The following is a 24,153-nucleotide window of genomic DNA, read 5'->3' as shown; positions in this document are numbered from 1 at the left end:
GACAGATGGTGGGCACGGCGCTGCGCGCTTTTCCTCGCCTTACGATTTCTCCTTCCGCCGTGACTTCGGCGCGATCGCGCTGCCGGCCACCACCTGCAACAGATCCTTACGCACGGCTTCGATGTGCCGCTCCAGGAAGCGGCAGGCCTCATCGACCTTCTGTGCGCGGCAGAGCGCGATCAGATGGGCGTGCTCTTTCTCGGCGATCCCCATCGCCTTGGTGTTGGAGAGCTGCAAGCGGGTGTAGCGGTCGCTGGTCTGGAGTAGTGACAGCACGATCGCTCTTGTGCGCGGCTGCGGCGCATGAACGTAGAGCGCCATGTGGAAGTCGGCATTGAGCTGCCCCCATTCGCTGACGTTGCGCGCCTTGATCGCCTTCTCAAAACTCTTGTGGATGTCGTCGAGCCCGTCGAAATCATCAACGGTGAAACGTGGCGCCGACTGCGCCAGCAATCTCGGCTCCAGGATGCGGCGCAAATCGAACACGTCGTTGATCTCGTCCAGCGACAGCTCGGAGACGATGGCGCCCTTCTGCGGCACGATGCGCACCAGCCCTTCCGCCTCCAGCTGAAACAGCGCCTCCCGCACCGGGATGCGGCTGACGCCATAGGCCTCGCCAAGCGCATCTTGGCGCAGCTGCGATCCCGCCGGATAGGTGCCGTCGAGGATCGCCTGCCTGAGTTGGTCGACGATCGCAGCCGACAGCGTGCGATGCTTCAAAGGCTGTTTCATCTGACCTTCTGTCTTCCTTCGCGATTCATCCGGCCGAAGCGGTCCCTCTCTTGCATGTTGAAGGCTTCAGCGAAAGCTAGAGTCCAGCAAAAGCCAGTGCCCAGCCAAGCGCGTCCTGCCGCCGAAGTGGCCGCAATCTCCGTTTGACAGCGTAAATGTATAAATTATACATTTGGCGATAGCACGACAAATCTCGAGGTTGGGCCTCCATGATCGAACAGACGATGCTGCCCACACGCGCATTCAGCGTTCGACGCATGATCGTCCGCGCGTCCAGCGCCCTGCTCGCGGTCGAGCGCCTCGCGCTGATGGGCCTCATGTACCTGCTTACCGGATTGATCCTGGTGAACGTCGTCACCCGGTACTCGCATTTCCCGATCTACTGGATCGACGAATCCGCCGTCTATTGCGTGGTCTGGCTGACCTTCATCGGCGCCTCCGCGATGACCCGGCTGCGGCTCGATTTCGCGGTGACCATGCTGACGGAGCGTCTTTCGGCGCCGCGCCAGAAGCTCGCCAAAGTGATCTCGACCGGCCTCGTGGTCGTGTTCGGCGCCGCACTGATCGTCACCTGCGTGCTTTGGATGGACCCGATTGGTCTCGCCCGCGCCGGCTTCGACGGGCGCAAGCTCGCCGCCGAGACCTTCAACTTCCTCTACACCGAGCACACCCAGACGCTGAACTGGCCGACCTGGGTGCTATATCTGACGCTGCCTATCTTCGCGGTGTCGATGACCATTCACGGCCTCGCCAATCTGCTGGAAGATCTCGAGTTGGTCCCGCGCACCTCGCCAAAAGGCTTTCAGCTCTCCGAGCTGGACGGGGTCAACTGATGATCACGTCAGCCGCCTTCATGGCTTTCATGCTGGTCGGCGTGCCGATCGGCCTCTGCCTGTGCCTCGCCGGCCTCGTCTACATCGCCGCATCCGGCAATCCCGTGCTGTTCCAGTCTTACCCGCTCCAGCTTTTCGGCGGTGTCGACAGCTACGGCCTGATCGCCATTCCGCTCTTCATCCTGATCGGCGAGATCATGAATGGCGGCGGCATCACAAGGCGCATCGTCGACATGGCGATGGCGTTCGTCGGCTCGTTCAAGGGCGGGCTCGCCTACGTCAACATCCTCGCCAACATGTTCATCTCGTCGATCCTGGGCTCTGCGACTGCGCAGGTCGCGATCATGGCCCAGATCATGGTGCCGGAGATGGAGAAGAAGGGCTACGACAAGACCTTCGCCGCGGGACTGACCGCCTATGGCGGCATGCTCGGCCCGATCATCCCGCCATCGGTGATGTTCGTGGTCTACAGCGTGCTCGCGCAGGTCTCGGTCAGCGACATGCTGATCGCCGGCATCGTGCCTGGCGTCATCCTCACCGTGATGTTCTGCCTCGTCATCGCGCTGATGGGCTATGTCTACAGCTATCCCCGCGCAGACTATCAGACGCCGCGTCAGCGCATCATGACGATCCTGCGGACGTCTCCGACGCTGCTGATCCCTATCGTCATCGTCGGCACCATTCTCGGCGGCCTCGCCAACGCGACCGAATCCGCAGCCGTCGGGGCCGTCGCAGCAGCACTGGTCGGAAAATTCTGGACCAAGGAGTTCGAATTTTCCCAGCTGCCGCAAATGATGCTGCGCAGCGCCGTCTACTCGGCAATCGTGCTGTTCCTGGTGGCAGCCGCGGCGGTGTTCTCCTGGGTCCTGATCTTCGGCAAAGTGCCGCAGGAGACTGCCGCCTGGATCCAGACGGCCGCCAAGGACCCGGTCAGCTTCATGCTGATCTGCAACGTCATCCTGCTGGTGATCGGCACGGTGATCGACGGCATTCCCGGCCTGATCATGACGGTGCCGATCCTGCTTCCGGTCGCGACCGACGTCTATCACATCGACCCCCGGCATTTCGGCGTCGTGGTGGTGATCAACCTCGTGCTCGGCCTGCTGTCGCCGCCGGTCGGACTTTGCTTCTTCGTTGCGGCCGCTGTCACCGGTGCCAAGCCGGGTAAGATGTTCATGGTGACGCTGCCCTTCTTCGTCATCTCCTGCGTCCTCCTCGTGCTGCTCTCGCTCTACCCGTCACTCTCGCTGATCCTCGTCAAATAGGCCCATCCGAAAGGAGCCCGACCATGCCGCTTTCACGTCGCCGCTTTCTGGCCGCCAGTGCCGCCGCATCGGTGTTCGCGCCGTCGCTGGCGCTCGCCCAACCCAAGGAATTCCGGCTCGGCCTGATCACGCCCAACGGCCATTCCTGGAACAAGGCCGCGCTCAAATTCGGCGAAGATCTCAAGGCGGCCACGAGCGGCCGCTTGAGCGTCAGCGTGTTCCACTCCGGGCAGCTCGGCAACGAGCCCGCGATGATGCAGCAATTGCAATCCGGCGCGCTCGACATGGGCTTCATCCAAGCCGCCGAGCTCGGCTCCCGCGTGCCGCACATCGCCGCGATCAATGCGCCCTATATCGTCCGCTCGACACCTGCGGTCGCGAAATTCGTGCGGCATCCGGCGGCGGTGAAGCTGTTCGAAGTGCTGCCGCAGGAGACCGGAACGATCGGGCTCGGCTGGGGCATCACCGGCATGCGCGCCGTGTTCTCCTCCAAGGATCTGAATACCCTGGCCGACATTCGCGGCATGAAGCTGCGCATCAATCCGACGCCGGTCTATCGCGATTTCTATTCCTCGCTGGGCGCTGCACCGACTCCGATCCCGACGCCGCAGGTGTTCGACGCCATGGCCAACGGCCAGGTCGACGGCCTCGAGGCCGATCTCGAATTCTCCTGGAACCAGCGCTTCGACAAGGTGTCGAAAGTGATCCTCCAGATGAATGCCGTCTTCATGCCGATGGCGGCGGTCGTCTCGGGCCGAGTCTGGCAGTCGCTCCCCTCGGCCGACCGCGAGCTGATCACGAAGACGATCAAGTCGACGCTGGATGTGCAGATCGACGAGCTCGCCGGCAATGAGCCCGCGCTGATCGAGAACTTCAAGAACGCGCCGATCCCGATCCGCCAGGTCGACGCCAAGGACACCGAGGCCGTCATTGCCGAGTTCGACAAGATCTGGCTGCCAAAAGCCCCTGTCCTCGCCGAGCTGCGCAAGGTCGGCGCGACGCTCTGATCCCACCCTCGCCCTTCACCATCACTGCCCGGCGGATTGAACCATCCGCCGATACAATTCCAATCGGAGCCAAGCAATGAGCCGACGCATTTCCTGGGAAGGCGTCTTCCCGGCCGTCACCACGCAGTTCAACGACGATCTGTCGCTCAACATCGATGCGACAGCCAAGGTCATGGATGGGCTGATCCGCGACGGGGTTTCCGGTCTGATCGTCTGCGGCTCGGTCGGCGAGAACACCTCGCTGGAGCGCAAGGAGAAGGTCGCGATCATGGAGGCCGCGAAGTCGGTTGCGGCCGGCCGTGTGCCCGTGCTGTGCGGCATCGCCGAATTCACCACGGCGTTTGCAGTCGAGACCGCCAGGGAAGCCGCGGGCGCCGGTATCGACGGTGTGATGGTGATGCCGGCGCTGGTCTATTCGTCCAAGCCGCACGAGACGGCTGCGCATTTCCGCGCCGTTGCCAGTGCCACCGACCTGCCGGTGATGCTCTACAACAATCCGCCAATCTACAAGAACGACGTCACTCCGGACATCCTGGCCTCGCTCGCCGATGTCGACACCGTCGTCTGCTTCAAGGATTCGTCCGGCGACACGCGACGGTTCATCGACACCCGCAACATGGTCGGCGACCGCTTCGTGCTGTTCGCTGGTCTTGACGACGTCATCGTCGAGAGCGTCGCCATGGGCGCGGTTGGCTGGGTCTCCGGCATGTCGAACGCCTTCCCGCGCGAGGGCGAGACCCTGTTCCGTCTCGCCAAGGCAGGGCGCTACGCCGAGGCGATGCCGCTCTACGAATGGTTCATGCCGCTGTTGCATCTGGATGCACGCCCGGACCTCGTCCAGTGCATCAAACTGTGCGAGCACATCATGGGCCGCGGCACCGCGCTGACGCGCCCGCCGCGCCTGGCGCTGCTGCCACAAGAGAAGGCAGAGGTCGAGGCTATGATGGACAAGGCGCTCAAGAACCGGCCGCGCCTGCCGGACGTGGGCTTGAAGGCGGCGTAAGCGGCCTTAAGTCGCCACGCGCCTCCGCTTGGCGTTCAGCGCGGACGCCACGCGGCTCACTGGCGGCTTGCCCAGCACGGCACTCATCTCGTTGGTCGCCGCCAGCAGCCGGTCCATATCGATGCCGGTCCTGATGCCAATACCTTCGAGCATGTAGACGACGTCCTCGGTCGCGACATTGCCAGTCGCTCCGGGGGCGTAGGGGCAGCCGCCGAGGCCGCCCGCGGCGGCGTCGATAACGCGGACGCCCTCCTCCATCCCCGCATAGAGATTGGCGAGGGCTTGGCCGTAGGTGTCGTGGAAATGCATGGCGAGATTGGCGGGAGGAATGTTGGCGGCTACGGCGCGCAGCATCTCCCTTGCCTTGCTCGGCGTGCCGACGCCGATTGTATCGCCGAGCGAGATCTCGTAGCAGCCGAGCTCCCATAGCGTGTTGGCAAGATCGGCGACCGCCTTCGGCTTGATCTCGCCGTCGAACGGGCAGCCCAGCACGCAGGAGATATAGCCACGCACCGGAACACCGTCCGCCTTGGCGCGCGCGAGCACCGGTTTGAACCGCTCAATGGACTCCGCGACGGAGCAATTGATGTTGGCGCGCGAAAAGCCTTCCGAGGCCGCCGCAAACACCGAGACGACCTGCGCGCCCGCAGCACGTGCGGCATCATAACCCTTCTCGTTCGGCACCAGCACATGGAATTCGGCGCCCTGCACATGGCTGACGCCGCGCAGCACGGCGTCCGAGCTTGCCATTTGCGGGATCGCTTTGGGCGAGACGAAAGCGCCGACCTCGACCGTGGTGAGGCCAGCCGCGACCAGCGCCTCGACGAAAGCGATGCGGACCTCGACGCTGACGGGCGTCTTCTCATTCTGGAGGCCGTCGCGCGGCCCCATTTCGATGATGCGGACCTGATCGCTCATCTCACTCTCCCGAAGGCTCGACCACAGCGAGTTCGACCCCCTCCTGCACGATGTCGCCGACCTTGCATTTGACGGACTTCAGCACGCCGGCATAGGGCGCGCGCAGCGTCTGCTCCATTTTCATCACTTCGAGCGTGAGGATCGGCGCGCCCTTATCGAGCTTGGCGCCCTCCTCCGCCAGCACGGCGACGACGGTACCCGGCAACGGCGCCGCGATCTTGTCCTCGCCGGCATGCTCTTCGCTCTCGCCGCCGAACGGATCGACCCAGTGCAGGTCGAAGCGGCCGTTGCGCGTGCGCAAATACAGCTCATGGCCGTCGATCACCGCCGCGACCTGCGATTTGACGCCGTCCAGCGTCAAGTCAAAGCCGCCTTCCTTGGTGGCAATCGCGAACGCCAGCTCGCGTTCGCCGATCACCAGCGTCGAGGCGCCGCTCCCGTAGTTCAGCGTAATCTTCTGCTCTGGCCCATGGCCGACGCGAAAGGCGAAAATGCGCTGGCGGCAGCCGACCGGCTGCCAGCCGAAGGTCTGCCAGGGCGAATTCGCATCCGCCTGCGCTGCTTGCCGTTCGTCATTGACGATTGCGGCCACGGCGGCGCACAGCTCGAGCTCGCCGGGCGCCGGCGCTGCCTGTGTCAGCACCGCCAGTTCGCGCTCGATGAAGCCGGTGTCGATCGCATTGGTCCGCACCTTCGGATGCGTCATCAGCGCCGACAGGAACGGAATGTTGGTGACGATGCCGCGGACGTCGGACTCCTGCAGTCCGCGGTTGAGCCGCTCGATCGCGACGTCCCGCGTCGGCGCCCAGGCAATCATCTTGGCGAGCATCGCATCGTAATACGGCGACACGCTGTCGCCCTCGCGATAGCCGGCATCGATGCGCAGTCCGCCGGTCTCGGCCGGCAAACGCCAGGTCGAGATCCTGCCGACCGATGGCATGAAATTCTTGGTTGGATTTTCCGCATAGACGCGCGCCTCGACCGCATGGCCGTTGAGCCGGATCTCGTCCTGCTTCAAAGGCAGCGCCTCGCCGAAGGCGACGCGCAGCTGCCATTCGACGAGGTCGATGCCCGTAATCAGCTCGGTCACGGGATGCTCGACCTGGAGGCGCGTGTTCATCTCGATGAAGAACACGTCCTTGCCGTCGGAGACGAACTCGATCGTACCCGCCCCGACATAGTTCACCGCGCCCGCCGCCTTTCGCGCGGCGGCGCAAACGGTCTCGCGCTGGGCAGGATTGAGTGTCGGCGATGGTGCCTCCTCGATCACCTTCTGGTGCCGGCGCTGGAGCGTGCACTCGCGCTCGAACAGCGACAAGAGATTGCCGTGGCTGTCGCCGATCACCTGCACCTCGATGTGCCGAGGATTGTCGACATACTTCTCGATCAGCATGCGGTCGTCGCCGAACGCAGCCTTGGCTTCGCGTTTGGCGCTGATGATCGCGGGCCCGAGTTCGGCCGCCGAGCGCACGATCCTCATACCGCGGCCGCCGCCGCCGGCCGACGCCTTCACCAGGATGGGAAAGCCGATCCTGTCCGCAGCCTTCGAAAGCGTCGCCTCGTCCTGGACTTCGCCGTGATAGCCGGGCACCAGCGGCACGCCAGCCTTCTCCATCAGCGCCTTGGAGCCGGATTTCGAGCCCATCGCATTCATCATCTCGGCGGTTGGCCCGACGAAAACAAGCCCCGCATCGAGGCAGGCCCGCGCGAATTCGGCATTCTCCGATAGGAAGCCGTAGCCGGGATGCACGGCTTCGGCGCCGGTCTTGCGCGCGGCCTCGATCAGCCGCTCGACATTGAGATAGCTGTCGCGTGCCCGCGCCGGCCCGAGCAGCACGGCCTCGTCGGCGAGCGCGACATGCATCGCGTCGCGATCGGCCTCGGAATAGACCGCGACCGTGCGCAGGCCCATGGCCCGCGCAGTGCGGATGACGCGGCAGGCGATCTCGCCGCGGTTGGCGATCAGGAGCGTGCGAAATCGCCGGTAGAGCTTTGAGCGGTCCATCGCATCACATCCTGAACAGGCCGAATTTCGTCGGCTCGATCGGCGCATTCGACGCCGCCGAGAGGCCGAGCCCAAGCACCAGCCGCGTGTCGGCCGGATCGATCACGCCGTCGTCCCAGAGGCGCGCGGTCGCGTAATAGGGATGCCCCTGGCTCTCATATTGCGCGCGGATGGGGCTACGGAATTTCTCTTCCTCTTCCTTGGACCAGCTATCACCCTTGGCCTCGATATTGTCGCGCCGGACCTGGCTCAGCACCATCGAGGCCTGCTCGCCGCCCATTACCGAGATGCGCGCGTTCGGCCACATCCACAGGAAGCGCGGCGAGTAAGCGCGGCCGCACATGCCGTAATTGCCGGCGCCATAGGAGCCCCCGATCACGACGGTGAATTTCGGCACCGAAGCGGTCGCAACCGCCGTCACCAGCTTGGCGCCGTCGCGCGCAATGCCGCCGGCCTCGTATTTCTTGCCGACCATGAAGCCCGTGATGTTCTGCAGGAAAACCAGCGGGATGCCGCGCTGGCAGCACAGTTCGATGAAATGTGCGCCCTTGAGCGAGCTCTCGCTGAACAGGATGCCGTTGTTGGCGATAATTCCGACCGGATAGCCCCAGATATGAGCGAAGCCGCACACCAGCGTCGTGCCGTAAAGCTTCTTGAACTCGTCGAACTCGGAGCCGTCGACGATGCGGGCGATGATGTCGCGCACGTCGAATGGCTTGCGGCCGTCGACCGGGACCACGCCGTAGATCTCCTCCGCCGCAAACAGCGGTTCGCGCGGCGGATGCATGTTGAGGTTCGGCCGCGTCGGTGGCTTCAAGGTGCCGACAATGCGCCGGGCGATGCCGATCGCGTGTGCATCGTTCTGTGCGTAATGGTCGGTCACGCCGGACTGCCGCGAATGCACGTCGGCGCCGCCGAGCTCCTCCGCACTCACGACTTCGCCGGTCGCAGCCTTCACCAGTGGCGGACCGCCGAGGAAGATGGTGCCTTGATTGCGAACGATGATGCTCTCGTCCGACATCGCTGGAACATAGGCGCCGCCGGCAGTGCAGGAGCCCATCACGATCGCGATCTGCGGGATACCAGCCGAGGACATCTGCGCCTGGTTGTAGAAGATGCGGCCGAAATGCCGCTCATCCGGAAAGATCTCGTCCTGGAGCGGCAGGAAGGCCCCGCCGGAATCGACCATGTAGACGCAAGGAAGGTTGTTCTGCCGCGCGATGTCCTGCGCACGCAGATGCTTCTTCACCGTCATTGGATAGTAGGTGCCGCCCTTGATGGTGGCATCATTGGCGACGATCACGCATTCGCGACCCGAGATGCGCCCGACCCCGGTGACGACGCTCGCCGAATGCACGTCGCCGCCATAGAGGCCATAGGCCGCGAGCGGCGACAGCTCCAAGAATGACGTCCCGGGATCGACAAGCAGGTCGACGCGCTGGCGCGCCAGCATCTTGCCGCGTGCGGTGTGGCGGTTGCGCGACGCCTCACCGCCGCCGCCGGCGACCTGGCTAAGCTTTTCACGCAAGTCCGCGACGAGGGTGCGCATGGCCTCGGAATTGCGCGCGAAGTCTGATGAAGACGGATCGATGCTGGAATGGAGCGGCATGATGATTCCAATGAGGTGAACGTTTCAAGCCGTCTCGGCCATCAGCTCGCGGCCGATCAGCATGCGGCGGACCTCCGAGGTGCCGGCGCCGATCTCGTACAGTTTGGCGTCGCGCCACAGACGTCCGACCGGAAATTCACTGGTGTAGCCGACCCCGCCGAGCGCCTGAATCGCCTCGCCCGCCATCCATGTCGCCTTCTCCGCGGAATAGAGGATCGCGGCAGCGGCATCCTTGCGCAAGCTGCGCGCGTGGTCGGCGCGGTCGCAGGCGCGCCCCACCGCATAGACATAAGCGCGCGTGGCCTGCCAGGTCGAATACATGTCGGCAAGCTTGCCCTGCATCAGCTGGAAGTCGCCGATCGGCTGGCCGAACTGCTTGCGCTCGTGCATGTAGGGCACCACCGCATCCATGCAGGCCGCCATAATGCCGAGCGGGCCGCCTGACAGTACCGCGCGCTCATAGTCGAGGCCGGACATCAGAACCTTGACGCCCTCGCCCACCTTGCCGAGCACGTTCTCCTCCGGCACCTCGCATTCGTCGAAGAACAAGGGGTAGGTGTTGGAGCCGCGCATGCCGAGCTTGTCGAGGTGCTGGCCGTGGGTGAATCCCTTGAAGCCTTTCTCGATGAGGAAGGCGGTCATGCCGCGCGGACCGGCCTCCGGATCGGTCTTGGCGTAGACGACGAGCACGTCGGCGTCGCCGCCATTGGTAATCCACATCTTGGAGCCGTTGAGCACGTAGCGGTCGCCGCGCTTGTCGGCGCGCAGCTTCATCGAGACCACGTCGGAGCCGGCGCCGGGCTCCGACATCGCGAGCGCGCCGACATGCTCGCCGGAGATCAGCTTCGGCAGATAGCGCTGGCGCTGGGTGTCGTTGCCGTTGCGGCGGATCTGGTTGACGCAGAGATTGGAATGGGCGCCGTAGGAGAGCCCCACGGCAGCCGAGCCGCGCGAAATCTCCTCCATGGCGACGATATGGGCGAGGTAGCCCATGTTTGACCCGCCATATTGCTCCGGCGCGGTCATGCCGAGCAGGCCGAGGTCGCCGAAACGCTTCCAGAGGTCTGCCGGAAACAGATTGGCTTTCTCGATGTCGGCAGCGCGCGGGGTGATCTCCGCCTCCACGAAAGCGCGAAGCGTGTCGCGCAGCATGCCGATGTCTTCGCCCAGATCGAAGTCGATGCTCGGGATGTTCAAGGCGATTCCTCCGTATCTTTGCGTCCGAACCTAGCGGGGCCCAGGCGCTCTTGCGGTCGAAAAGGTTGCATTTTCCGCCAAACTTGGCGAGGATTTTCCGAGGGAATTCCGATGCCTTTTCAAGCCGCCACCGCTATCCCGCGCCGCGCCGTGACCCCTGCCGCCTTCGTCCGCGGCGTGGTCGCCGCTTATGAACGATACGGCCGCGATCCAGCGGAGGCGCTGAGCCGGGGTCAGGTAGCGCTGGACCTTGTCAATTCTCCGGATGGGCGGATCACCGCCGCCCAGTTCGAGGCCGTGGCAGGCCATGCCATGCGCGAGCTCGATGACGAAGCGCTCGGCTGGTTCTCGCGGCGGCTGCCTTGGGGCACCTACGGCATGCTGTGCCGGGCCTCTATCACCGCACAGACGCTGGAGGTCGCGCTCAAGCGATGGTGCCGGCATCACCGTCTGGTGACCGAGGATGTGCTGCTCGATCTCGAGGTTGGCGAAGAGACGGCCGTCGTGTCGATCCGCGAGCTCCGTGACCTCGGGCCCTTCCGCGAGTTCTGCCTGGTCACCCTGTTCCGCTACGTGCTCGGCTTCTCGTGTTGGGCGGTCGACTCCCAGATCGCGCTCCGCGCGGCTGAATTCCCGTACCCGGAGCCCGGCCACGTCTCCGTCTATCCGACCATCTTCTGCCGGACTATCCGCTTCGACGCGGACCGCGCCGCGATCATCTTCGACAAGCACTATCTCTCGCTGCCGCTCACGCGCACCGCGGTCGACCTCGACAACATGCTCAAAGGCGCGTTGCGGCTGACCGTGCTGCCCTATCGGCGCGACCGCCTGCTGGTCGAGCGCGTCCGCCGCGTGCTCCGCAATGCGCGTGGGCGGGTCCTTGGTGCCGAGGATGTCGCGCGCGAGCTCGCGCTGTCCACACGCACCATGCACCGACGCCTGCGCGAAGAGGCCACCTCACTGCGCGATCTCAAGGAAGAGGCGAAGTTCGAGCTCGCCAAGCAGGAGCTGATGCGCGGCCGCACCCCGATCAAGCGCATCGCGGAGATCGCCGGCTTCCGCAACGAGAAGAGCTTCTCGCGCGCCTTCCGTACCTGGACCGGCGCGAGCCCGCGTGAATTTCGCGGCCGGTATCGGTGAGGCACACGCGAGCGCGTGCGTTGCGTGGTCGTCATGAAATTGACGGCCTCCGAGATGACTCTCGGAGGCCGTCACATCTCCAAACCAGTCTCGATTGCAACGTCAGTTCGAATTGGTCTGTCCGCCCGACCGAAGCTTGCGCGACTGCGTCTGCTTCGGCTGCAAGGCGAACGCGTCGCTGGAGGTTTTCGCTCCGCCGCTCTGCGAGCACGTGCCGCCGATGCCGCCGGCCGCGGCCCGGCACGCTTCCATCGTCGGATAGCCGCAGCCATGAGCGGCCTGGGCGCCGTTGGTGATGCAGTATTCTTCCGCCTGTGCTGCGGGTGCGGTCATCATCAGAAACGCAGATGCAAACAGCGTCGCAGCGGATGCGACGAACGTCTTCGAAATCGATGTCATGGTGTCTTTCCTGCTTCAGGGTCCCACAAAAGAGTCCTCGGCATGGCAGGCACGCCGAGGTTCACACCTTGCATCTAAGCGGCGCCGGGGAACCGACAATCATGGCCGAGCGCATTGCAGGACTTCGCAAATCACATGTCACAGTTAGGTTATTGACTCATGTATTATAATTCGGATTGCAGGAAATACCGATTTGTCCGACCGGAGTATTCGGATCCTATCCTGCCGGCGCCGCCACGGCGACCTCCTGCAACGGCAGTGGCACGTCCTTCGCGACACCCAGCACCGGAAAGCTGCGGACGTTCTTCACGTTCGGCATCGCGGCGAAATGCAGGAGCTGCTGGCGCATGCTCTCGACGCTCGGCGCCACGCATTTAAGGAGATAATCGGTGTCGCCCGAAATCCGCCAGCACTGCTGGATGCGCGGGATTGCGGCGATCGAGCTCTCGAACGCCTCCAGCACCGGCTGGGCCTGGCTGCCGAGCTGGATCGACACGAACGACACCACCTCAAAGCCGAGCCGCCGTTCGTCGATGACAGCGCGCACCGCCCGGATCACGCCGCGGCTGAACAACGATTTCAGCCGCCGCAGGCAGTTGGGCGCGGATACGCCGACGCGCAGCGCCAGCTCGTTGTTGCGAACCCGCCCGTCCTGCTGCAGCTCGGACAGTATCTTCAGATCGACGCGATCGAGCTGGTCACGCCCCGCCATACCCCACCTCGCCCATAAGCTCGTCATGCCTCGCACCAGCGAAGCACGCGGCAGAATAGCTGCCAAGGGCCAGAGCCACTGGTTGCCTCATGGCCGGGCCCTGTCCGGGCCATCTAGGTTCTTTCGCGCGCCCCTGAGATGTAGATGCCCGGGACAAGCCCGGGCATGACGAGTTGACGTCGTTTGGACGCGGCGCAGTCTCGCCCGCTCCTCAATGCGTCCAGGGCTCGCCGCGCCGGAACGAGAAATTGTCGGCATAAGCGACCGGCCGGCGCACCGACTCCTGCGGCTCGATCACCTGGTAGGCGATCCCCTTGCGCTCGCAATAGGCGACCGCCTCTTCCTTAGAGTGGAAGCGCAGGGTGATCTGCTGCTTCATGTCGCCGGACGAGGTCCAGCCCATCAGCGGCTCGACCGAACGCGGCTGCTCCGGCTCGTAGTCGAGCTGCCATTCCCTCGTCTTGGACCGGCCGGATTGCATCGCGTTCTTGGCGGGCTTGAAAATGCGTGCGGTCATGGGTGGTCCGGGCCTCTTGGTCTTTCGCTCGATTTCGATGCGTCACGGTGGCAGTTGGTGGAAACCTCGGGGATAGTATAGAGACACCGTTGGAGAAATGTTCGGTGATTCCGGCTCCCGGGTGCCCTACCTTACGGGTATAGTCATTATGCTGCACCGTGACAATTGCGTACCCGCCTTCCGCGCCGGGACCCCGCCCGACGCCATTGCCTCCCCGACATCAGCGTATTTGTTCCTTCCGAAAGCTCTCGTTGCATGGCCTTCCTGAACATCAGCGCAACACTTCCCGAAAAGGGTCGCGACCTCCGGCTCGACCTGTTTCGCGGCGTCGCGAACTGGGCGATCTTCCTCGACCACATCCCCGACAACGTCGTGAACTGGGTCACGACGCGCAATTACGGTTTTTCCGACGCCGCCGACCTTTTCGTCTTCATCTCCGGCTACACGGCGTCCTTCGTCTATGCGCGCATGATGCTGGAGCGCGGCTTCATCGTCGGCGCCACAAGGCTGACCAAGCGGGTCTGGCAGCTCTATGTCGCCCACATCATCCTGTTCGTGATCTATATCGCCTCGATCAGCTACCTCGCCCTGCGCTTCGGCGATTCCGAGATGATCAACGAGTTCAACGTCGCCGGCCTCGTCGACAATGCCACCGAGACGCTGCGCCAGGGCCTGTTTCTGCGCTTCAAGCCGCTCAATCTCGACGTGCTACCGCTCTACATCGTGCTGATGGGACTGTTCCCGCCGGTGCTGTGGTTCATGCTGCGCAAACCCGACGTGACGATGGCGCTGTCAATCGTGCTGTGGCTCGCCGCGCGCCATTTCGGCTGGAATCTGACGGCCTATCCGGCCGGGCAGTGGTACTTCAACCCGTATTGCTGGCAGGTGCTGTTCGTGTTCGGGGCCTGGTGCGCCATGGGCGGCGCGCGGCGCTCGATGGCGCTGATCAATGCGCCGGTCACGCTCTACCTCTGCCTCGCCTATCTCGCCTTCGCGCTGATCATGACTATGGCTGGGCGCTTCCCGACCTTCGGCGGCATGTTCCCGCAGTGGCTGTTCTCGGCCTTCAACCCGAACGACAAGACCAACCTCGCGCCCTACCGCTTCATCCACTTCGTCGTGATCGTGATCCTGGTGATCCGCTTCGTGCCGAAGGAGTGGCCGGGCCTAGAGTGGAAGGTGTTCGATCCGCTGATCGTCTGCGGCCAGCAGTCACTCGCGGTGTTCTGCGTCGGCGTGTTCCTCTCCTTCGTCGGCCATTTCGAGCTGTCGATGAGCTCGGGCTCGCTGCTTGCGCAGCTCTTCGTCAGCATCGCCGGCATCGCGATCATGACGACGGTGGCCTATTACATCTCCTGGTCGAAGAAGCAGGACAAGCCCTTGAAGCCGCCACCGTCCAAGCCGGCAGCGAAGGCGGCCTGATCGTGACGCGGCGGCCGAAGCCGCGTCAGGCCGCCGCTTCGCCGTCGAACTCGGTGAACTTCTTGTAGATCCAGTCGCGGCCGTCATGGCGGCGCCAGACCTTGCCGTACACGAGCTGCCCGTTGATCGAACGGCGCGGCACGATCACGGTCCAGAGATGCCAGATTTCGGTCCAGCTCGTCTGCGGACCGGCGGTCTTGGAATTGCGATCGAAAGACATGGCAGAACTCACTGGCGCGGAAGTCACCCGCGCAGAACTCAACTGATGCGCGCGCTGCCGTCCACGTGCGAGCGCGGATTTCCGGCAGCCCATCGCGAGCCGTGCTTGATGTGATAACAGTCACTGAGGCGGCCGCAACAATCGCTCGCCCTTAACCTAACCGGTCAACCTTACTTCTCGTGCGCAAACGGCGAGATTGGTTGAAAGCCGCGGTCGACTTTTCTAGAATGCTTGCGTGATTTGAGAGCGCGCCGATTTGAGACGCGCGTGTTTTTGGCCCGACACGTATTTTGAAAACAATTGACCGGCCGGGGCGACCACAATGAATTTGCAATGTGCATGTCTGCGCTTGGCACTGCGATCGACGGCGCCTGTCCCGATCGTAAACACGTCCGCCCAGCAGCCGCCGAAAGCCGCCAACGATAACCAGACGGTCTGGCCGTTCGTGCCATTTCCGCTCGGCTGGCACGCCTCGAGCTGATGACGAGATCTGAACAGTGATGCCTGAAAAGCGCAACGCCGCGCAAGCGGAGTATCATCGCTCGGCGGCGTCCGTTAGGCATTGGGCGCTGAAATCCCCAACACGAATATGTCTTTGGCGGCGCTCAGAAGGTTCGAAGAGCGTCCGGAAATTCTGCGCCGCTCTGACGACCGCAACGGCTTGAGGCGTCGCACCGAAGTCGCGCGGCAAGGAGGTTGAGCGCCAAAGCTTCCGCCGCGCCTTTCGGCCCACACGAGGGCAACCAATCGCTGCGCCACGCGTTGCAGCTTTTTCCCGCCTGTCCGAGGGTGTCCGCAATCAGCGTGCGCCCGCCTGCACGGAGGCGTCGCACGTCCATATGAGCTGGAGCGCGGCCGGTGAACTGTCGCGAACGAGCCGAAACCAACGAACGCCAGGCCGCAGCGCGAGGAAACGCTGGGAGCCAAGTCGATACGCCGGAGAAGCTCGTCGAGACGCCGGAGGCCGGAAGCTCGCTGCTTGCGCTCGGTGGGCTCGGCCTCGCGGGGATCGCCATGCTGGGCTGGATTTGCGCCCTCGCCTGGGTTGCTTGGCACCTCGTCAGCTGGCTGTTGTTCTGACGCGGTCCCGAAGCCCTCATAAGGCTTGGGCGTCGGCCTGGGGATGCTTGAGGCGCACGTCGGGACTGGTCGGGGCAGCTGGATTCGAACCAACGACCTGCAGTACCCAAAACTGCCGCGCTACCAGGCTGCGCTATACCCCGAATATCCGGCGCGCCCCGTCGATACACGCTTCCCGGCTCGCCAGCAAGGCGCCAATGACGCCGATCCGGGGCGCCTATTTGCTGCCGAACAGCGGGTGGGCGACCCGGTCGCCAGGACGGATGCCGTATTTCTGCGCCGTTCCCGCCACCACCTCCAGCACCGCCCGGGCGGGGCCCTGAGACGAGATGATCTTGGTCGAGAGCGGCTCGGTGTTCTCGGCGATGCGCAGGATGCGGCCGTCGGCGCGGATGAAGATCATGTCGAGCGAGACGTAGGTGTTCTTCATCCACATCGAAACTTCCTGCTCGGGATTGAAGTCGAACAGCATGCCTTTGCCGTCGGCCAGTTCCTTGCGATACATCAGGCCGGTCTGCTTCTCCTGCTCGGTCGTCGCCATCTCGACCGAGAACACCTGCACGCCGCTTCTGGTGACGATCTCGAGCGGCTGGAAACTCGCGGCGCGGACGGATCCGATTGCGGCGACCATGCCGGCAACGACGAGGATGACGGCAAGCCAGCCCTTCACAACGGACCAGACGGCCTTTCGATCAGAATTCATGGGAGTACTCGAGGCGTGGGACTGGAACAGTCCTTACGCAACGGTCGCCGGAAAAGCCAGAGGCGCGCCGGTCGGCCGGTGCGCCTCTGCTCACGATTGCGGGAATTGGTGCCTTTAGTGCGACTGCAAGCCCGGCGAGCCGGTCTCGGGATGGATTTCGGCCGCCATCATGCCCTTGGAGCCGGGCCCGAACCGAACCAGCACATATTGGCCGGGGCGCAGTTCAGTCATGCCGAATCGGCGCAGCGTCTCCATGTGCACGAAGATGTCGGGCGTGCCCTCGCCGCAGGTGAGGAAGCCGAAGCCGCGCAGCCGGTTGAACCATTTGACCTGAGCCCGCTCCAGGCCGCTGGTCGGGGTGACCGTGACGTGGGTGCGCGGCGGCAGCATCTGCGCCGGATGGATCGCGGTGGATTCGTCCATCGAGACCACGCGGAATGCCTGATAGCCCTTGGCGCGCTGGATGCACTCGACGACGATGCGGGCGCCCTCGTAAGCGGTCTGAAAGCCGTCGCGCCTCAGCACGGTGACGTGCAGGAGCACGTCGGGCCAACCATTGTCGGGAACGATGAAGCCATAGCCCTTTGAGGCGTCGAACCATTTGATGACGCCGTGAACCTCGACCAGATTGCCGCTGCCCTCACCCAGTCCGGTGAAGGGGCTGAGCGCGCTGTCGCGACCGCCACCGTGCTCGCCCACGGGAACTCCAACCTTCTTGGACTCAAATCCGTCCGACGACCCCATAACCCCGGACCCCACACTGCCATGCAACCCGCCACATTGGCGGCGCTCGAATCACGCGTCTTAAGAGAATGTTCTCAATTCGACGCGACGCGAATCTTTCGACTCAAAAGATAACACTCCCGGTTGCGAGGCATAGACAAAAAAGAGATTCGCCGGGACCTATGAACAGCTTGCACAGCCGCGAATCAAATTGATGCCTCAATTCCCGGCAAAGGGCCCGAGCGTTTCGCCGATGTCGTGATGGATCACGAGGTCGGCGATGTCGTCCTGCTCGGTCGGCTCGCGGTTGATGATCACCAGACGTGCGCCGGCGTCCTTGGCCAACATCGGAAAGCCTGCCGCTGGCCACACCACCAGCGAGGAACCGATTGCGATGAAGAGGTCGCAGGCCTGCGACAGCGCGGTTGCCCGCTGCATTTCGTCCTCGGGCATCATCTGGCCGAACGAGATCGTGGCGGTCTTCACCGGCTCGTCGCACGTGGTGCAGTTGGGCGCAGCGCCCTCCGCGTCGAATCGGCGCTTCACCCAGTCGAGCTGGTAGACCTTGCCGCACCCGAGGCAGCGCGCATAAGTAGTATTTCCGTGAAGTTCAATCACGTGCTCGGCCGCCACCCCCGAGGCCTGGTGCAGATTGTCGATATTCTGGGTGATGATCGCGGGAACCTTGCCGGCGCGATAGAGCGAGGCCAGCGCTCGGTGGCCGCGGCCCGGCTTTGCAGCTGCGAAGACCTGCTCCATCGCAAAGCGGCGACGCCAGGATTCGTCGCGCGCCTCTTGGCTCGCCACGAACTCGTCGAACGGGATCGGACGGTTGCGCATCCACAGTCCGCCCGGCGAGCGGAAGTCGGGGATGCCGCATTCGGTCGAGATGCCGGCGCCGGTGAACGGCACGATTCGCTTCGCTTCGGCGATCATCTCGCCGAGCCGTTCGACGCCGCTGCGAAGATCCAATGCAATCAATCGCTGCTCCCGATGTGTTTGCGCTAGCTGCAAGGCGCACAAGCGGCAAGATTGTTGACGCTCTTGTCCAACATGATGAAAAAGAGCGAAGAGAAACAGAGTAGGCAACTCCTGCCGCCCCTCGCATATCACAATCCTGCAATGCCTCCTCCCAATTGACGCCCCATTCGAGAGCCCCAATGGATGTGTTGAATCCGACTCACGACGCAATGCGGCGGCAGCGCTCGAGGTCAGTCGAAAACACAGGTTCAGGTGCGAACAGAGGGGATGGACATGACCGAAGATGAAGAACGCAAAGCCCGCGAACGCGATGAGATCGCCGCCCGTGTTGCCGCCTTCCGCGCCACCCAGGAGAAGTTCAAGCGCGAGCGCGAGGAATATTTCGTGTCGACGCTCGATAATGCCCGCAAGGCGGAGCGTCCCTCGCTCTGGCCGTAGAGCGTGACATCAGGCGAACGAAAAAAAGCCCGGAGCCTTGCTCCGGGCTTTTCGCTTGTCAGTCGCTACCAGTGGCGCCAGTGGTGGTGCCGATAGTACGGTCCGCCGCCGTAATAGGCGTAAGGACCCGGTCCGTAATAGTAGCCCGGGCCGTCGTAATAGCCGTAACCCGGACCGTAATAGCCGTACGGATGCGATGCCGCGACAGCGCCCGCCGTGATTGCGCCGGCGGCAAGGCCGAATGCGAGGCCCGGCCCGATACCGCGGCCACGCGCCTCGGCAGGCGCAGGCGCCGCGACCGCGGTTACGCCGACGGCTGCGACGGTGGCCAGAACTGCCAATGTCTTCCTCATAATCTCCTCCTTCGCGCGTCTCGCGGAGATAACGGCGAGGGCCTGCGATGGTTGCGGCAATGCGGAACCGCAAGCCGTCCAAAAAATAGCGAGCCAGCAGGAACGAACGCTGCCTGCGCGGATTAACTCTGCAAGTGCGGAAGCCTCCACCATCCGGTTGAGGCGACAGCACGAAGACCCCGCCAGCATCCTCCGCGATGCTGGCGGGGTTTTTAGTTTCACGGGAGAGATGGCAGCAGAGGTGAGCTTCTGCCAGCGGGGCGGACGATCGAGGAGGAGAGATGCCCATATCCGCTTTGCTGGCCCGTATCCGCCGGCTCGTGCCCAAATCCGACGATCAGCACTACGAGGAGATCGTCCGCAGCTTCGGGGTCGGCACGCTGCGCCCGCCGGCGAAGCCAATGAGCGACCGCGAACTGGCGCAGGCCATCGCCGAGTTCCTCAAGGAACGGCCGTCGAGCGAGTCCGTTGCGGCCCTCGGCCGAAGGCTCGATCCCTCGTCCGGCCTCTGAACGGCGTAACTTCCTGTGTGCACGGAACAACATTTTCGCGCACACGTTGAGTCGTCTTCAGGCAGATGAGGCCCGACATGCCCGTGTGGCTCGAAGTCTTGCTCAACCTGTCCGGCTATGCCGGTTTCGTCGCGCTTGCAACGCGCGGCGGCATGTTCCGGGATACGTCCGCGGACGATCGGATTTACGGCGAGAAGCGCTAGTTCGCGTGCGGCGCCTGCCCTGCCGTGCGCATCAGCCGATCCGCCTTGACCGCGACACGCGTGTCCTCGACCTGCGGCCGCAGCGAAAAGCTGATGGCCACGAAAGCGAGACAGAAGAGCGTGCCGACGATGGCGACGCGCCGGTAGGTGTGGCGGTCGCCTTGATGAAAGAACGGCTCCGAAAATGGTGTCATGACAAAATGGCTTCTGGACAAAGGCGTTTCTTGCAAACTCGCAAGGTCGTTTCTTGATTGTCGTTGCCAGACACCTATCCCAAGTAGCGGCGAGTGCAACGCGATTGGGCTTTTAACCTAACCGAATAGGGTTATTTGCTTTCCCCCAAGCTTTCGTTAGGCGCTGCGCCGCGATCTTGGTGCGCCGCTTCTGCATCGCGCGGAAGGTCCGCGCTGTCACGGCCCGCTACTCCCGACCTCCTTTGTTCCAGCTTCGACTCCTTTTCGTTCGCAAAGAACGAATCGGAATCCGGGAAATCGGCGCGGAGCAACCGTTAATGGGCGGTGAGGAGGCGCGCGGCGAACGTCCGATCACGTAAGGTCGGTCGCTGCGGCACCGATAGCTTGCCTTGGCGTGGCTGCGAGTGGCGGACGCACCGGACGACCGCTGCGCAGCCCCGCCGTGACGGACGTGTCCCGCATCGACACAGAAGGCGTGGCTTGTTCTGCATCCGACTCCATTTCGTTCGCAAAGAACGAATCAGAATCGGAAAATCAGCGGGGCGCGAATCCTAACGATCCGTGAAAGCGTGCGCCGTCACGTCTTCGGCGCACGAGTCCTTGGCGGGAGAATTTTCGGCGGTAAGAATTTCGAGACGACGGCGAACACGATGACGATCTCACGGCACGGCTCGCATCGAAAGCTGTTGGGTGAGTTCGCCGTCATCGGCTTGGCGCATTGCGGGCATGTCATGCTGCGGGAACGCTGACGTCACAGGTTCGTTCCGTCACGTTGGCTTCCAAGGGCAATCAGCGATGGCGTTCGCTGATCCAATCACGCCGCCCGCTTCGCCTTGCCCTTCTCCGAAAAGCATTCGAGGATTTGGATGCGGAGCTCTTCTGCGGCCGGGCCATCGAGCTTTCTGAGCTCGTTCCAGAGCCTGATCACTTCGCGCTGTTTCTCGACGGTCATGAATCACCTCCAAGAGAAGATGACCAACTAGAACAAAATGAGAACAGAAAGTCCAGTCCTCCCCGAAATTCCACAGGGCGTGGCGGCTTGAACCTGCTCCGCGCTGTGCAGACCAAGGAGGCTCTGGATTTCAGCGCCTTGTCATACGGCAGCGCCGCCTGACGAACATATCCCGTCCTCGCGGCGCGGTTGCTATTTGGATTTTCAACCTTACGTTACAAGCGCAAGCGGCCAGGCGCTGAAATCCCAACGCCGTCAGCCAAGAGAGCCCCGTGCGAACGCGCGGGGCTTTTCTTTTCAGCCGCGGCTGGGCGGCAGGCCACCGCCGTGAGGACGAGTTTTCCTCTGTCGCATTGTCCGGCCGAATTCGATGGCGCCGGCGCCCTGGTGCGACGCGGCGCTAGGTCCCGGAGTTCCCGCGCCACGTGCGGGACTTGCGCGAGGCGCCGATGATCTGCCAGTTCTGTGAGAGCGAAATCCCGATCGGTCTTTCGGTGTGCCCGCTTGCGGCAAACCGCAGGGCGCGCCGGGACAAAACAGTCGGCGCTCCCTGGGGCTTCTCCTGATCGTCGTGGTGATGTTCGGCGTTGCCGTCGCCGAGCACCACTTTTTCTTCAGCGGTTGACCCGTCGTGATTCTTCGCGAACCATCTCCGGTCTTAGACGGCGTCCTTGGCCACCTTCAGCGGCGAGGCCTTGACCGACTTGCTCGCCGGCTTTGCCGCAAACTGCATCGGCTCCTTGGTGAAGGGATTGATGCCCATCCTGGCTTCGGTCGCCGGCTTGTTCACCACCGACATCTTGACGAAGCCGGGAATGACGAACTCGCCGGACTCGTTGAGCTCCTTGTAGCCGACCGTCGCCATGTATTCGATCACCGACTTCACGTCGTTCTTTGACAGCTGCGTGCCTTCCGCAATTGCATCGATCAATTGGGTCTTCGTCATCTTCGCCATGTTCTGAATTCCTTTAAAGGGGTGCGCGCGAATAACTCTGCTGTGGACGCGGCCGGACCCGCGGAGGCGCGCTTCTGATTCATGCCAGAGGTCATGAAGTGACGGGCTTAGAGCCTATCGAGGCTCAAAACGCAAGCAGGGGCTCTCTGGGGTTCCCGACGTCCGGTGAACGGTGTCACGGCATGTGCCGGTACTTGTTGAACCATTTGCCCCCTGGCGCGTCTTACTCTTGAAGTCCCTAAGCTTCACCCCACCAGAAAGCCCCGCTTCCCCCAGGCGGGGTTTTCGCTGTTGGGTGCCTGTTAGGACGCCGCGGCTGCTATATGGTCGAGAGGTTTCTGGTGGGGGGCTCATGAAGATCGCTATCGTCATCGCCGGCTTGATCATTGTTGCAATCGCCGCCCTCGTAGCCATCCAGCCGAGCTTTTTGAAGCCTGCGTCATTGGCCCTCGTGAAAAAATCCGACATCTTCGGCTTCTCGCCCGGGATGACATTCGACGAGACAAGCAAGCTCGTCAGTCAACGTCGCTATCTGTGCCGCCAGATCCGCGGTTCGTATACCCTCGAATGCGACATCAATGGCGCCAAGGTCACGGTCCATAGCGACGAGGCCCACGTCAGGCGTCCGGTCTGGCGTGTCCATGCGGAGTTGACTAATCCGCGGCCGCAGGACGTCGCCGTCAAATCGATCTCCGACCAGTTCAACGCCCAGCCAGCCAAGGACCGCGAGGGCTGGATATGGATCGTCGGCCGTGGCCTCAAGCTGAGCTATGACGGCCTCGCCTTGAAGCTCGTCGACGAGAGCGCGGAGGCCCGGCTTCGCAAAGACGAAGCCAAGCGCTAGATCCGGAAAAGTGTGCAGCGGTTGTCCGAAAAGATCATGCTCAAACAATAACCTAAAGCGCGATGACGTTCATCCTGATTCATCGCGCACTTTAGAGAGCACTGCGGGTCACCTCATCGTGAAACTTGTGACTCGGCACACCTTGTTGAGACTTCGGTAACCTAACGCCTCCAATCTCGCATCAGTATCGTTGCGTTGGAGTATCCCACAGTGCTGGATTTTAACGAGCTGCGTGAACTCGCAGCTGACGTGCGTATTTTCGTCGATGTCGCCGAGGACAAGGCCGAAGCGCTGCGAGCCGTCATCGCAGCCTATGACGTCGTGCTGGCGATCTTCCCCTCTGGAGACGGCATGGGCCTCCACGTCGTCAAAGGCAAAGAGATCCTGGACAAGATCGCAAACTCGCGGAGCCATGCGATGTACAACCACACGGCCATCGCGGTTCCTGATCTCGAGCACGCAGAAGTGCTCAAATACCTGACGGTCTCCGTCGAGCAACGGATCGCAGCCTGAAGTAGGACGGTCGTGGTTGAATCGGTATGAGCCGAGGTTCACCTCTCCCGTAGTTGCCGAAGGTGTTCGGCCGGCATGTTTGCCCGGCGATGCAAAGCATTCTCCGGAGCCGCCCGCGCCAGCGGCGTCCTCACCATGACGGTCTGATATCTCGCCACAAAGCGACCTGAGGCCCGCCGGAAGCGGGCGTCTCGAAGGACGGGCTCCGGGCGAGTTATCGCTACGTTTCTTGACCTGCAATAGGCCTTGCCCGCTGGGGAGAGGTGAACCCTCGAACGAGCGAGCGAAGCCGATTTCGCTACGAGCCGCATGGTTCTTCAGCAGCGCGCACCGTCACCGTTGAAGCACCTTGCAGCAAGCTTAGGAGGAAGCCAGCATGAGAGCTGCAAGATGGGGTTCTCTTTTGGAAGCATTTCCTGCATAATGCTGCATGGCAAAAATAAAAGTTACTTTCAAAACCGTCCGGATCTCAGAGAACGACTGGAAGATACTGGCAGACTACCCCAACAGCGAACAGCGCGAAATCAGCGGATTCACCAGCAAGGCGGATGCCGACGACTGGATCAACGGCGACCGCAAGATCGCCTGGCTCCGCTCTCAGGGTTACGCCAAGTGACGCACTAGCCCGCATTTCTCACACGGCCGATAGCTGTGCGACAGAGGATAGAAGGTCTAGCGAAGGCGATGAGGAGCCGTTGCGCTGGAGGCGCGGGTGGCGATTTG

Annotated in this window: 29 protein-coding genes and 1 tRNA gene; 13 read left to right on the top strand and 17 right to left on the bottom strand. The window is 63.0% G+C overall.

Annotation, left to right across the window (positions count from 1 at the left end; translation table 11 throughout):
• Positions 1-39: 39 nt before the first annotated feature.
• Positions 40-732 carry a GntR family transcriptional regulator gene (locus IVA91_RS35055; protein WP_247419676.1) on the bottom strand — a complete coding sequence of 231 codons (693 nt, stop codon included), beginning with the start codon at positions 730-732 and terminating at the stop codon, positions 40-42.
• Between the two features lie 224 nt (positions 733-956).
• Here IVA91_RS35055 and IVA91_RS35050 point away from each other — a divergent pair, with 224 nt between their 5' ends.
• The 4 genes from IVA91_RS35050 (at position 957) to IVA91_RS35035 (ending at position 4,840) form a co-directional block, all read left to right on the top strand.
• A complete protein-coding gene (locus tag IVA91_RS35050) occupies positions 957-1,565 on the top strand; it encodes a TRAP transporter small permease (protein ID WP_247460718.1) in 609 nt (202 codons plus the stop codon).
• Positions 1,565-2,830, top strand: coding sequence for a TRAP transporter large permease (locus tag IVA91_RS35045; RefSeq protein WP_247419679.1), 1,266 nt, complete (start codon positions 1,565-1,567; stop codon positions 2,828-2,830). The genes IVA91_RS35050 and IVA91_RS35045 overlap by 1 nt, the downstream gene beginning before the upstream one ends.
• 23 nt (positions 2,831-2,853) lie before the next feature.
• Positions 2,854-3,837 (top strand): TRAP transporter substrate-binding protein, encoded by a 984-nt coding sequence (locus IVA91_RS35040; RefSeq protein WP_247419681.1) that lies wholly within the window; start codon positions 2,854-2,856, stop codon positions 3,835-3,837.
• Positions 3,838-3,913: 76 nt separating this feature from the next.
• Positions 3,914-4,840 carry a dihydrodipicolinate synthase family protein gene (locus tag IVA91_RS35035; RefSeq protein WP_247419685.1) on the top strand — a complete coding sequence of 309 codons (927 nt, stop codon included), beginning with the start codon at positions 3,914-3,916 and terminating at the stop codon, positions 4,838-4,840.
• Between the two features lie 6 nt (positions 4,841-4,846).
• Here the strand turns inward: IVA91_RS35035 and IVA91_RS35030 are convergent, their stop codons facing one another.
• Genes IVA91_RS35030 through IVA91_RS35015 form a run of 4 tightly spaced genes read right to left on the bottom strand, consistent with a single transcriptional unit; the run spans position 4,847 to position 10,569 of the window.
• Positions 4,847-5,758 (bottom strand): hydroxymethylglutaryl-CoA lyase, encoded by a 912-nt coding sequence (locus IVA91_RS35030; RefSeq protein ID WP_247419688.1) that lies wholly within the window; start codon positions 5,756-5,758, stop codon positions 4,847-4,849.
• A gap of 1 nt (position 5,759) precedes the next feature.
• The gene (locus tag IVA91_RS35025; RefSeq protein ID WP_247419691.1) at positions 5,760-7,763 is read right to left on the bottom strand and encodes an acetyl/propionyl/methylcrotonyl-CoA carboxylase subunit alpha; all 2,004 of its coding nucleotides are present in this window, start codon (positions 7,761-7,763) and stop codon (positions 5,760-5,762) included.
• 4 nt (positions 7,764-7,767) lie between these two features.
• Positions 7,768-9,372: a carboxyl transferase domain-containing protein gene (locus IVA91_RS35020; RefSeq protein ID WP_247281033.1), complete on the bottom strand. Its 1,605-nt coding sequence runs from the start codon at positions 9,370-9,372 to the stop codon at positions 7,768-7,770.
• Positions 9,373-9,396: 24 nt separating this feature from the next.
• Positions 9,397-10,569, bottom strand: coding sequence for an isovaleryl-CoA dehydrogenase (locus tag IVA91_RS35015; protein WP_247281032.1), 1,173 nt, complete (start codon positions 10,567-10,569; stop codon positions 9,397-9,399).
• Positions 10,570-10,680: 111 nt separating this feature from the next.
• Between IVA91_RS35015 and IVA91_RS35010 the strand changes: the two genes are divergently transcribed.
• Positions 10,681-11,709 carry an AraC family transcriptional regulator gene (locus IVA91_RS35010; protein ID WP_247281031.1) on the top strand — a complete coding sequence of 343 codons (1,029 nt, stop codon included), beginning with the start codon at positions 10,681-10,683 and terminating at the stop codon, positions 11,707-11,709.
• A 102-nt stretch (positions 11,710-11,811) separates the two neighbouring features.
• Here IVA91_RS35010 and IVA91_RS35005 read toward each other — a convergent pair whose 3' ends face one another.
• From IVA91_RS35005 to IVA91_RS34995, 3 genes are all read right to left on the bottom strand, one after another.
• Entirely contained in the window at positions 11,812-12,108 is a 297-nt protein-coding gene (locus IVA91_RS35005) for a DUF3551 domain-containing protein (RefSeq protein ID WP_247281030.1), read from the bottom strand.
• A gap of 217 nt (positions 12,109-12,325) precedes the next feature.
• Complete coding sequence (locus tag IVA91_RS35000) at positions 12,326-12,820, bottom strand: Lrp/AsnC family transcriptional regulator (protein ID WP_247281029.1); 495 nt, start codon at positions 12,818-12,820, stop codon at positions 12,326-12,328.
• A gap of 211 nt (positions 12,821-13,031) precedes the next feature.
• Positions 13,032-13,337, bottom strand: coding sequence for an ETC complex I subunit (locus tag IVA91_RS34995; protein WP_247281028.1), 306 nt, complete (start codon positions 13,335-13,337; stop codon positions 13,032-13,034).
• Positions 13,338-13,592: 255 nt separating this feature from the next.
• Between IVA91_RS34995 and IVA91_RS34990 the strand changes: the two genes are divergently transcribed.
• Positions 13,593-14,759 (top strand): OpgC domain-containing protein, encoded by a 1,167-nt coding sequence (locus IVA91_RS34990; RefSeq protein ID WP_247281027.1) that lies wholly within the window; start codon positions 13,593-13,595, stop codon positions 14,757-14,759.
• A gap of 25 nt (positions 14,760-14,784) precedes the next feature.
• Here the strand turns inward: IVA91_RS34990 and IVA91_RS34985 are convergent, their stop codons facing one another.
• Positions 14,785-14,979 carry a hypothetical protein gene (locus IVA91_RS34985; protein WP_247281026.1) on the bottom strand — a complete coding sequence of 65 codons (195 nt, stop codon included), beginning with the start codon at positions 14,977-14,979 and terminating at the stop codon, positions 14,785-14,787.
• 858 nt (positions 14,980-15,837) lie between these two features.
• Here IVA91_RS34985 and IVA91_RS34980 point away from each other — a divergent pair.
• Positions 15,838-16,059, top strand: coding sequence for an RNA-binding protein (locus IVA91_RS34980; RefSeq protein ID WP_247419696.1), 222 nt, complete (start codon positions 15,838-15,840; stop codon positions 16,057-16,059).
• Positions 16,060-16,125: 66 nt separating this feature from the next.
• On the opposite strand, the gene IVA91_RS34975 is transcribed toward IVA91_RS34980, so the two are convergent.
• The 4 genes from IVA91_RS34975 to IVA91_RS34960 form a co-directional block, all read right to left on the bottom strand.
• Positions 16,126-16,202: transfer RNA gene (locus tag IVA91_RS34975), tRNA-Pro, on the bottom strand.
• Between the two features lie 74 nt (positions 16,203-16,276).
• Positions 16,277-16,762 (bottom strand): DUF192 domain-containing protein, encoded by a 486-nt coding sequence (locus IVA91_RS34970; protein WP_247281024.1) that lies wholly within the window; start codon positions 16,760-16,762, stop codon positions 16,277-16,279.
• 114 nt (positions 16,763-16,876) lie between these two features.
• Positions 16,877-17,506, bottom strand: a complete 630-nt coding sequence (locus tag IVA91_RS34965) for a cold-shock protein (protein WP_247281023.1) — start codon at positions 17,504-17,506, stop codon at positions 16,877-16,879.
• Between the two features lie 198 nt (positions 17,507-17,704).
• Entirely contained in the window at positions 17,705-18,466 is a 762-nt protein-coding gene (locus IVA91_RS34960; RefSeq protein ID WP_247417497.1) for an NAD-dependent protein deacetylase, read from the bottom strand.
• Positions 18,467-18,739: 273 nt separating this feature from the next.
• On the opposite strand from IVA91_RS34960, the gene IVA91_RS34955 reads away from it, so the two are divergent.
• Positions 18,740-18,904, top strand: coding sequence for a hypothetical protein (locus IVA91_RS34955; RefSeq protein WP_247281021.1), 165 nt, complete (start codon positions 18,740-18,742; stop codon positions 18,902-18,904).
• 65 nt (positions 18,905-18,969) lie between these two features.
• Here IVA91_RS34955 and IVA91_RS34950 read toward each other — a convergent pair whose 3' ends face one another.
• Entirely contained in the window at positions 18,970-19,257 is a 288-nt protein-coding gene (locus IVA91_RS34950; protein ID WP_247281020.1) for a hypothetical protein, read from the bottom strand.
• Between the two features lie 281 nt (positions 19,258-19,538).
• On the opposite strand from IVA91_RS34950, the gene IVA91_RS34945 reads away from it, so the two are divergent.
• Both IVA91_RS34945 and IVA91_RS36935 read left to right on the top strand, forming a co-directional pair.
• Positions 19,539-19,769, top strand: a complete 231-nt coding sequence (locus tag IVA91_RS34945; RefSeq protein ID WP_247281019.1) for a hypothetical protein — start codon at positions 19,539-19,541, stop codon at positions 19,767-19,769.
• Positions 19,770-19,846: 77 nt separating this feature from the next.
• Complete coding sequence (locus tag IVA91_RS36935; RefSeq protein WP_256465478.1) at positions 19,847-19,972, top strand: hypothetical protein; 126 nt, start codon at positions 19,847-19,849, stop codon at positions 19,970-19,972.
• Here the strand turns inward: IVA91_RS36935 and IVA91_RS34940 are convergent.
• The 3 genes from IVA91_RS34940 to IVA91_RS34930 all read right to left on the bottom strand — a co-directional run bounded on the left by IVA91_RS34940 (position 19,969) and on the right by IVA91_RS34930 (position 22,073).
• Complete coding sequence (locus IVA91_RS34940) at positions 19,969-20,166, bottom strand: hypothetical protein (protein WP_247417501.1); 198 nt, start codon at positions 20,164-20,166, stop codon at positions 19,969-19,971. The genes IVA91_RS36935 and IVA91_RS34940 overlap by 4 nt on opposite strands.
• 814 nt (positions 20,167-20,980) lie before the next feature.
• Complete coding sequence (locus IVA91_RS34935; protein WP_247281017.1) at positions 20,981-21,118, bottom strand: hypothetical protein; 138 nt, start codon at positions 21,116-21,118, stop codon at positions 20,981-20,983.
• 658 nt (positions 21,119-21,776) lie between these two features.
• Positions 21,777-22,073 (bottom strand): HU family DNA-binding protein, encoded by a 297-nt coding sequence (locus tag IVA91_RS34930; protein WP_008558895.1) that lies wholly within the window; start codon positions 22,071-22,073, stop codon positions 21,777-21,779.
• A gap of 352 nt (positions 22,074-22,425) precedes the next feature.
• Here IVA91_RS34930 and IVA91_RS34925 point away from each other — a divergent pair, with 352 nt between their 5' ends.
• From IVA91_RS34925 to IVA91_RS34915, 3 genes are all read left to right on the top strand, one after another.
• Complete coding sequence (locus IVA91_RS34925) at positions 22,426-22,917, top strand: hypothetical protein (protein WP_247417505.1); 492 nt, start codon at positions 22,426-22,428, stop codon at positions 22,915-22,917.
• A 210-nt stretch (positions 22,918-23,127) separates the two neighbouring features.
• Positions 23,128-23,430: a hypothetical protein gene (locus IVA91_RS34920; protein WP_247417507.1), complete on the top strand. Its 303-nt coding sequence runs from the start codon at positions 23,128-23,130 to the stop codon at positions 23,428-23,430.
• A 430-nt stretch (positions 23,431-23,860) separates the two neighbouring features.
• The gene (locus IVA91_RS34915) at positions 23,861-24,046 is read left to right on the top strand and encodes a hypothetical protein (protein ID WP_247281013.1); all 186 of its coding nucleotides are present in this window, start codon (positions 23,861-23,863) and stop codon (positions 24,044-24,046) included.
• The last annotated feature ends 107 nt before the right edge of the window (positions 24,047-24,153 follow it).

The sequence above is a fragment of the Bradyrhizobium sp. 153 genome, from assembly GCF_023073835.1.
In the GTDB taxonomy this organism is placed as follows: domain Bacteria; phylum Pseudomonadota; class Alphaproteobacteria; order Rhizobiales; family Xanthobacteraceae; genus Bradyrhizobium.
Note: the sequence above shows the minus strand (reverse complement) of the source record. Positions and strands in the feature narration are given on the sequence as shown.

Bases quoted from the DNA above. Each gene is read 5' to 3' on its own strand.
- IVA91_RS35055 (WP_247419676.1), bottom strand. From the start codon at position 732: ATGAAACAGCCTTTGAAGCATCGCACGCTGTCGGCTGCGATCGTCGAC.
- IVA91_RS35050 (WP_247460718.1), top strand. From the start codon at position 957: ATGCTGCCCACACGCGCATTCAGCGTTCGACGCATGATCGTCCGCGCG.
- IVA91_RS35045 (WP_247419679.1), top strand. From the start codon at position 1,565: ATGATCACGTCAGCCGCCTTCATGGCTTTCATGCTGGTCGGCGTGCCG.
- IVA91_RS35040 (WP_247419681.1), top strand. From the start codon at position 2,854: ATGCCGCTTTCACGTCGCCGCTTTCTGGCCGCCAGTGCCGCCGCATCG.
- IVA91_RS35035 (WP_247419685.1), top strand. From the start codon at position 3,914: ATGAGCCGACGCATTTCCTGGGAAGGCGTCTTCCCGGCCGTCACCACG.
- IVA91_RS35030 (WP_247419688.1), bottom strand. From the start codon at position 5,758: ATGAGCGATCAGGTCCGCATCATCGAAATGGGGCCGCGCGACGGCCTC.
- IVA91_RS35025 (WP_247419691.1), bottom strand. From the start codon at position 7,763: ATGGACCGCTCAAAGCTCTACCGGCGATTTCGCACGCTCCTGATCGCC.
- IVA91_RS35020 (WP_247281033.1), bottom strand. From the start codon at position 9,372: ATGCCGCTCCATTCCAGCATCGATCCGTCTTCATCAGACTTCGCGCGC.
- IVA91_RS35010 (WP_247281031.1), top strand. From the start codon at position 10,681: ATGCCTTTTCAAGCCGCCACCGCTATCCCGCGCCGCGCCGTGACCCCT.
- IVA91_RS35005 (WP_247281030.1), bottom strand. From the start codon at position 12,108: ATGACATCGATTTCGAAGACGTTCGTCGCATCCGCTGCGACGCTGTTT.
- IVA91_RS35000 (WP_247281029.1), bottom strand. From the start codon at position 12,820: ATGGCGGGGCGTGACCAGCTCGATCGCGTCGATCTGAAGATACTGTCC.
- IVA91_RS34995 (WP_247281028.1), bottom strand. From the start codon at position 13,337: ATGACCGCACGCATTTTCAAGCCCGCCAAGAACGCGATGCAATCCGGC.
- IVA91_RS34990 (WP_247281027.1), top strand. From the start codon at position 13,593: ATGGCCTTCCTGAACATCAGCGCAACACTTCCCGAAAAGGGTCGCGAC.
- IVA91_RS34985 (WP_247281026.1), bottom strand. From the start codon at position 14,979: ATGTCTTTCGATCGCAATTCCAAGACCGCCGGTCCGCAGACGAGCTGG.
- IVA91_RS34970 (WP_247281024.1), bottom strand. From the start codon at position 16,762: ATGAATTCTGATCGAAAGGCCGTCTGGTCCGTTGTGAAGGGCTGGCTT.
- IVA91_RS34965 (WP_247281023.1), bottom strand. From the start codon at position 17,506: ATGGGGTCGTCGGACGGATTTGAGTCCAAGAAGGTTGGAGTTCCCGTG.
- IVA91_RS34955 (WP_247281021.1), top strand. From the start codon at position 18,740: ATGACCGAAGATGAAGAACGCAAAGCCCGCGAACGCGATGAGATCGCC.
- IVA91_RS34950 (WP_247281020.1), bottom strand. From the start codon at position 19,257: ATGAGGAAGACATTGGCAGTTCTGGCCACCGTCGCAGCCGTCGGCGTA.
- IVA91_RS34945 (WP_247281019.1), top strand. From the start codon at position 19,539: ATGCCCATATCCGCTTTGCTGGCCCGTATCCGCCGGCTCGTGCCCAAA.
- IVA91_RS36935 (WP_256465478.1), top strand. From the start codon at position 19,847: ATGCCCGTGTGGCTCGAAGTCTTGCTCAACCTGTCCGGCTATGCCGGT.
- IVA91_RS34940 (WP_247417501.1), bottom strand. From the start codon at position 20,166: ATGACACCATTTTCGGAGCCGTTCTTTCATCAAGGCGACCGCCACACC.
- IVA91_RS34935 (WP_247281017.1), bottom strand. From the start codon at position 21,118: ATGACCGTCGAGAAACAGCGCGAAGTGATCAGGCTCTGGAACGAGCTC.
- IVA91_RS34930 (WP_008558895.1), bottom strand. From the start codon at position 22,073: ATGGCGAAGATGACGAAGACCCAATTGATCGATGCAATTGCGGAAGGC.
- IVA91_RS34925 (WP_247417505.1), top strand. From the start codon at position 22,426: ATGAAGATCGCTATCGTCATCGCCGGCTTGATCATTGTTGCAATCGCC.
- IVA91_RS34915 (WP_247281013.1), top strand. From the start codon at position 23,861: ATGGCAAAAATAAAAGTTACTTTCAAAACCGTCCGGATCTCAGAGAAC.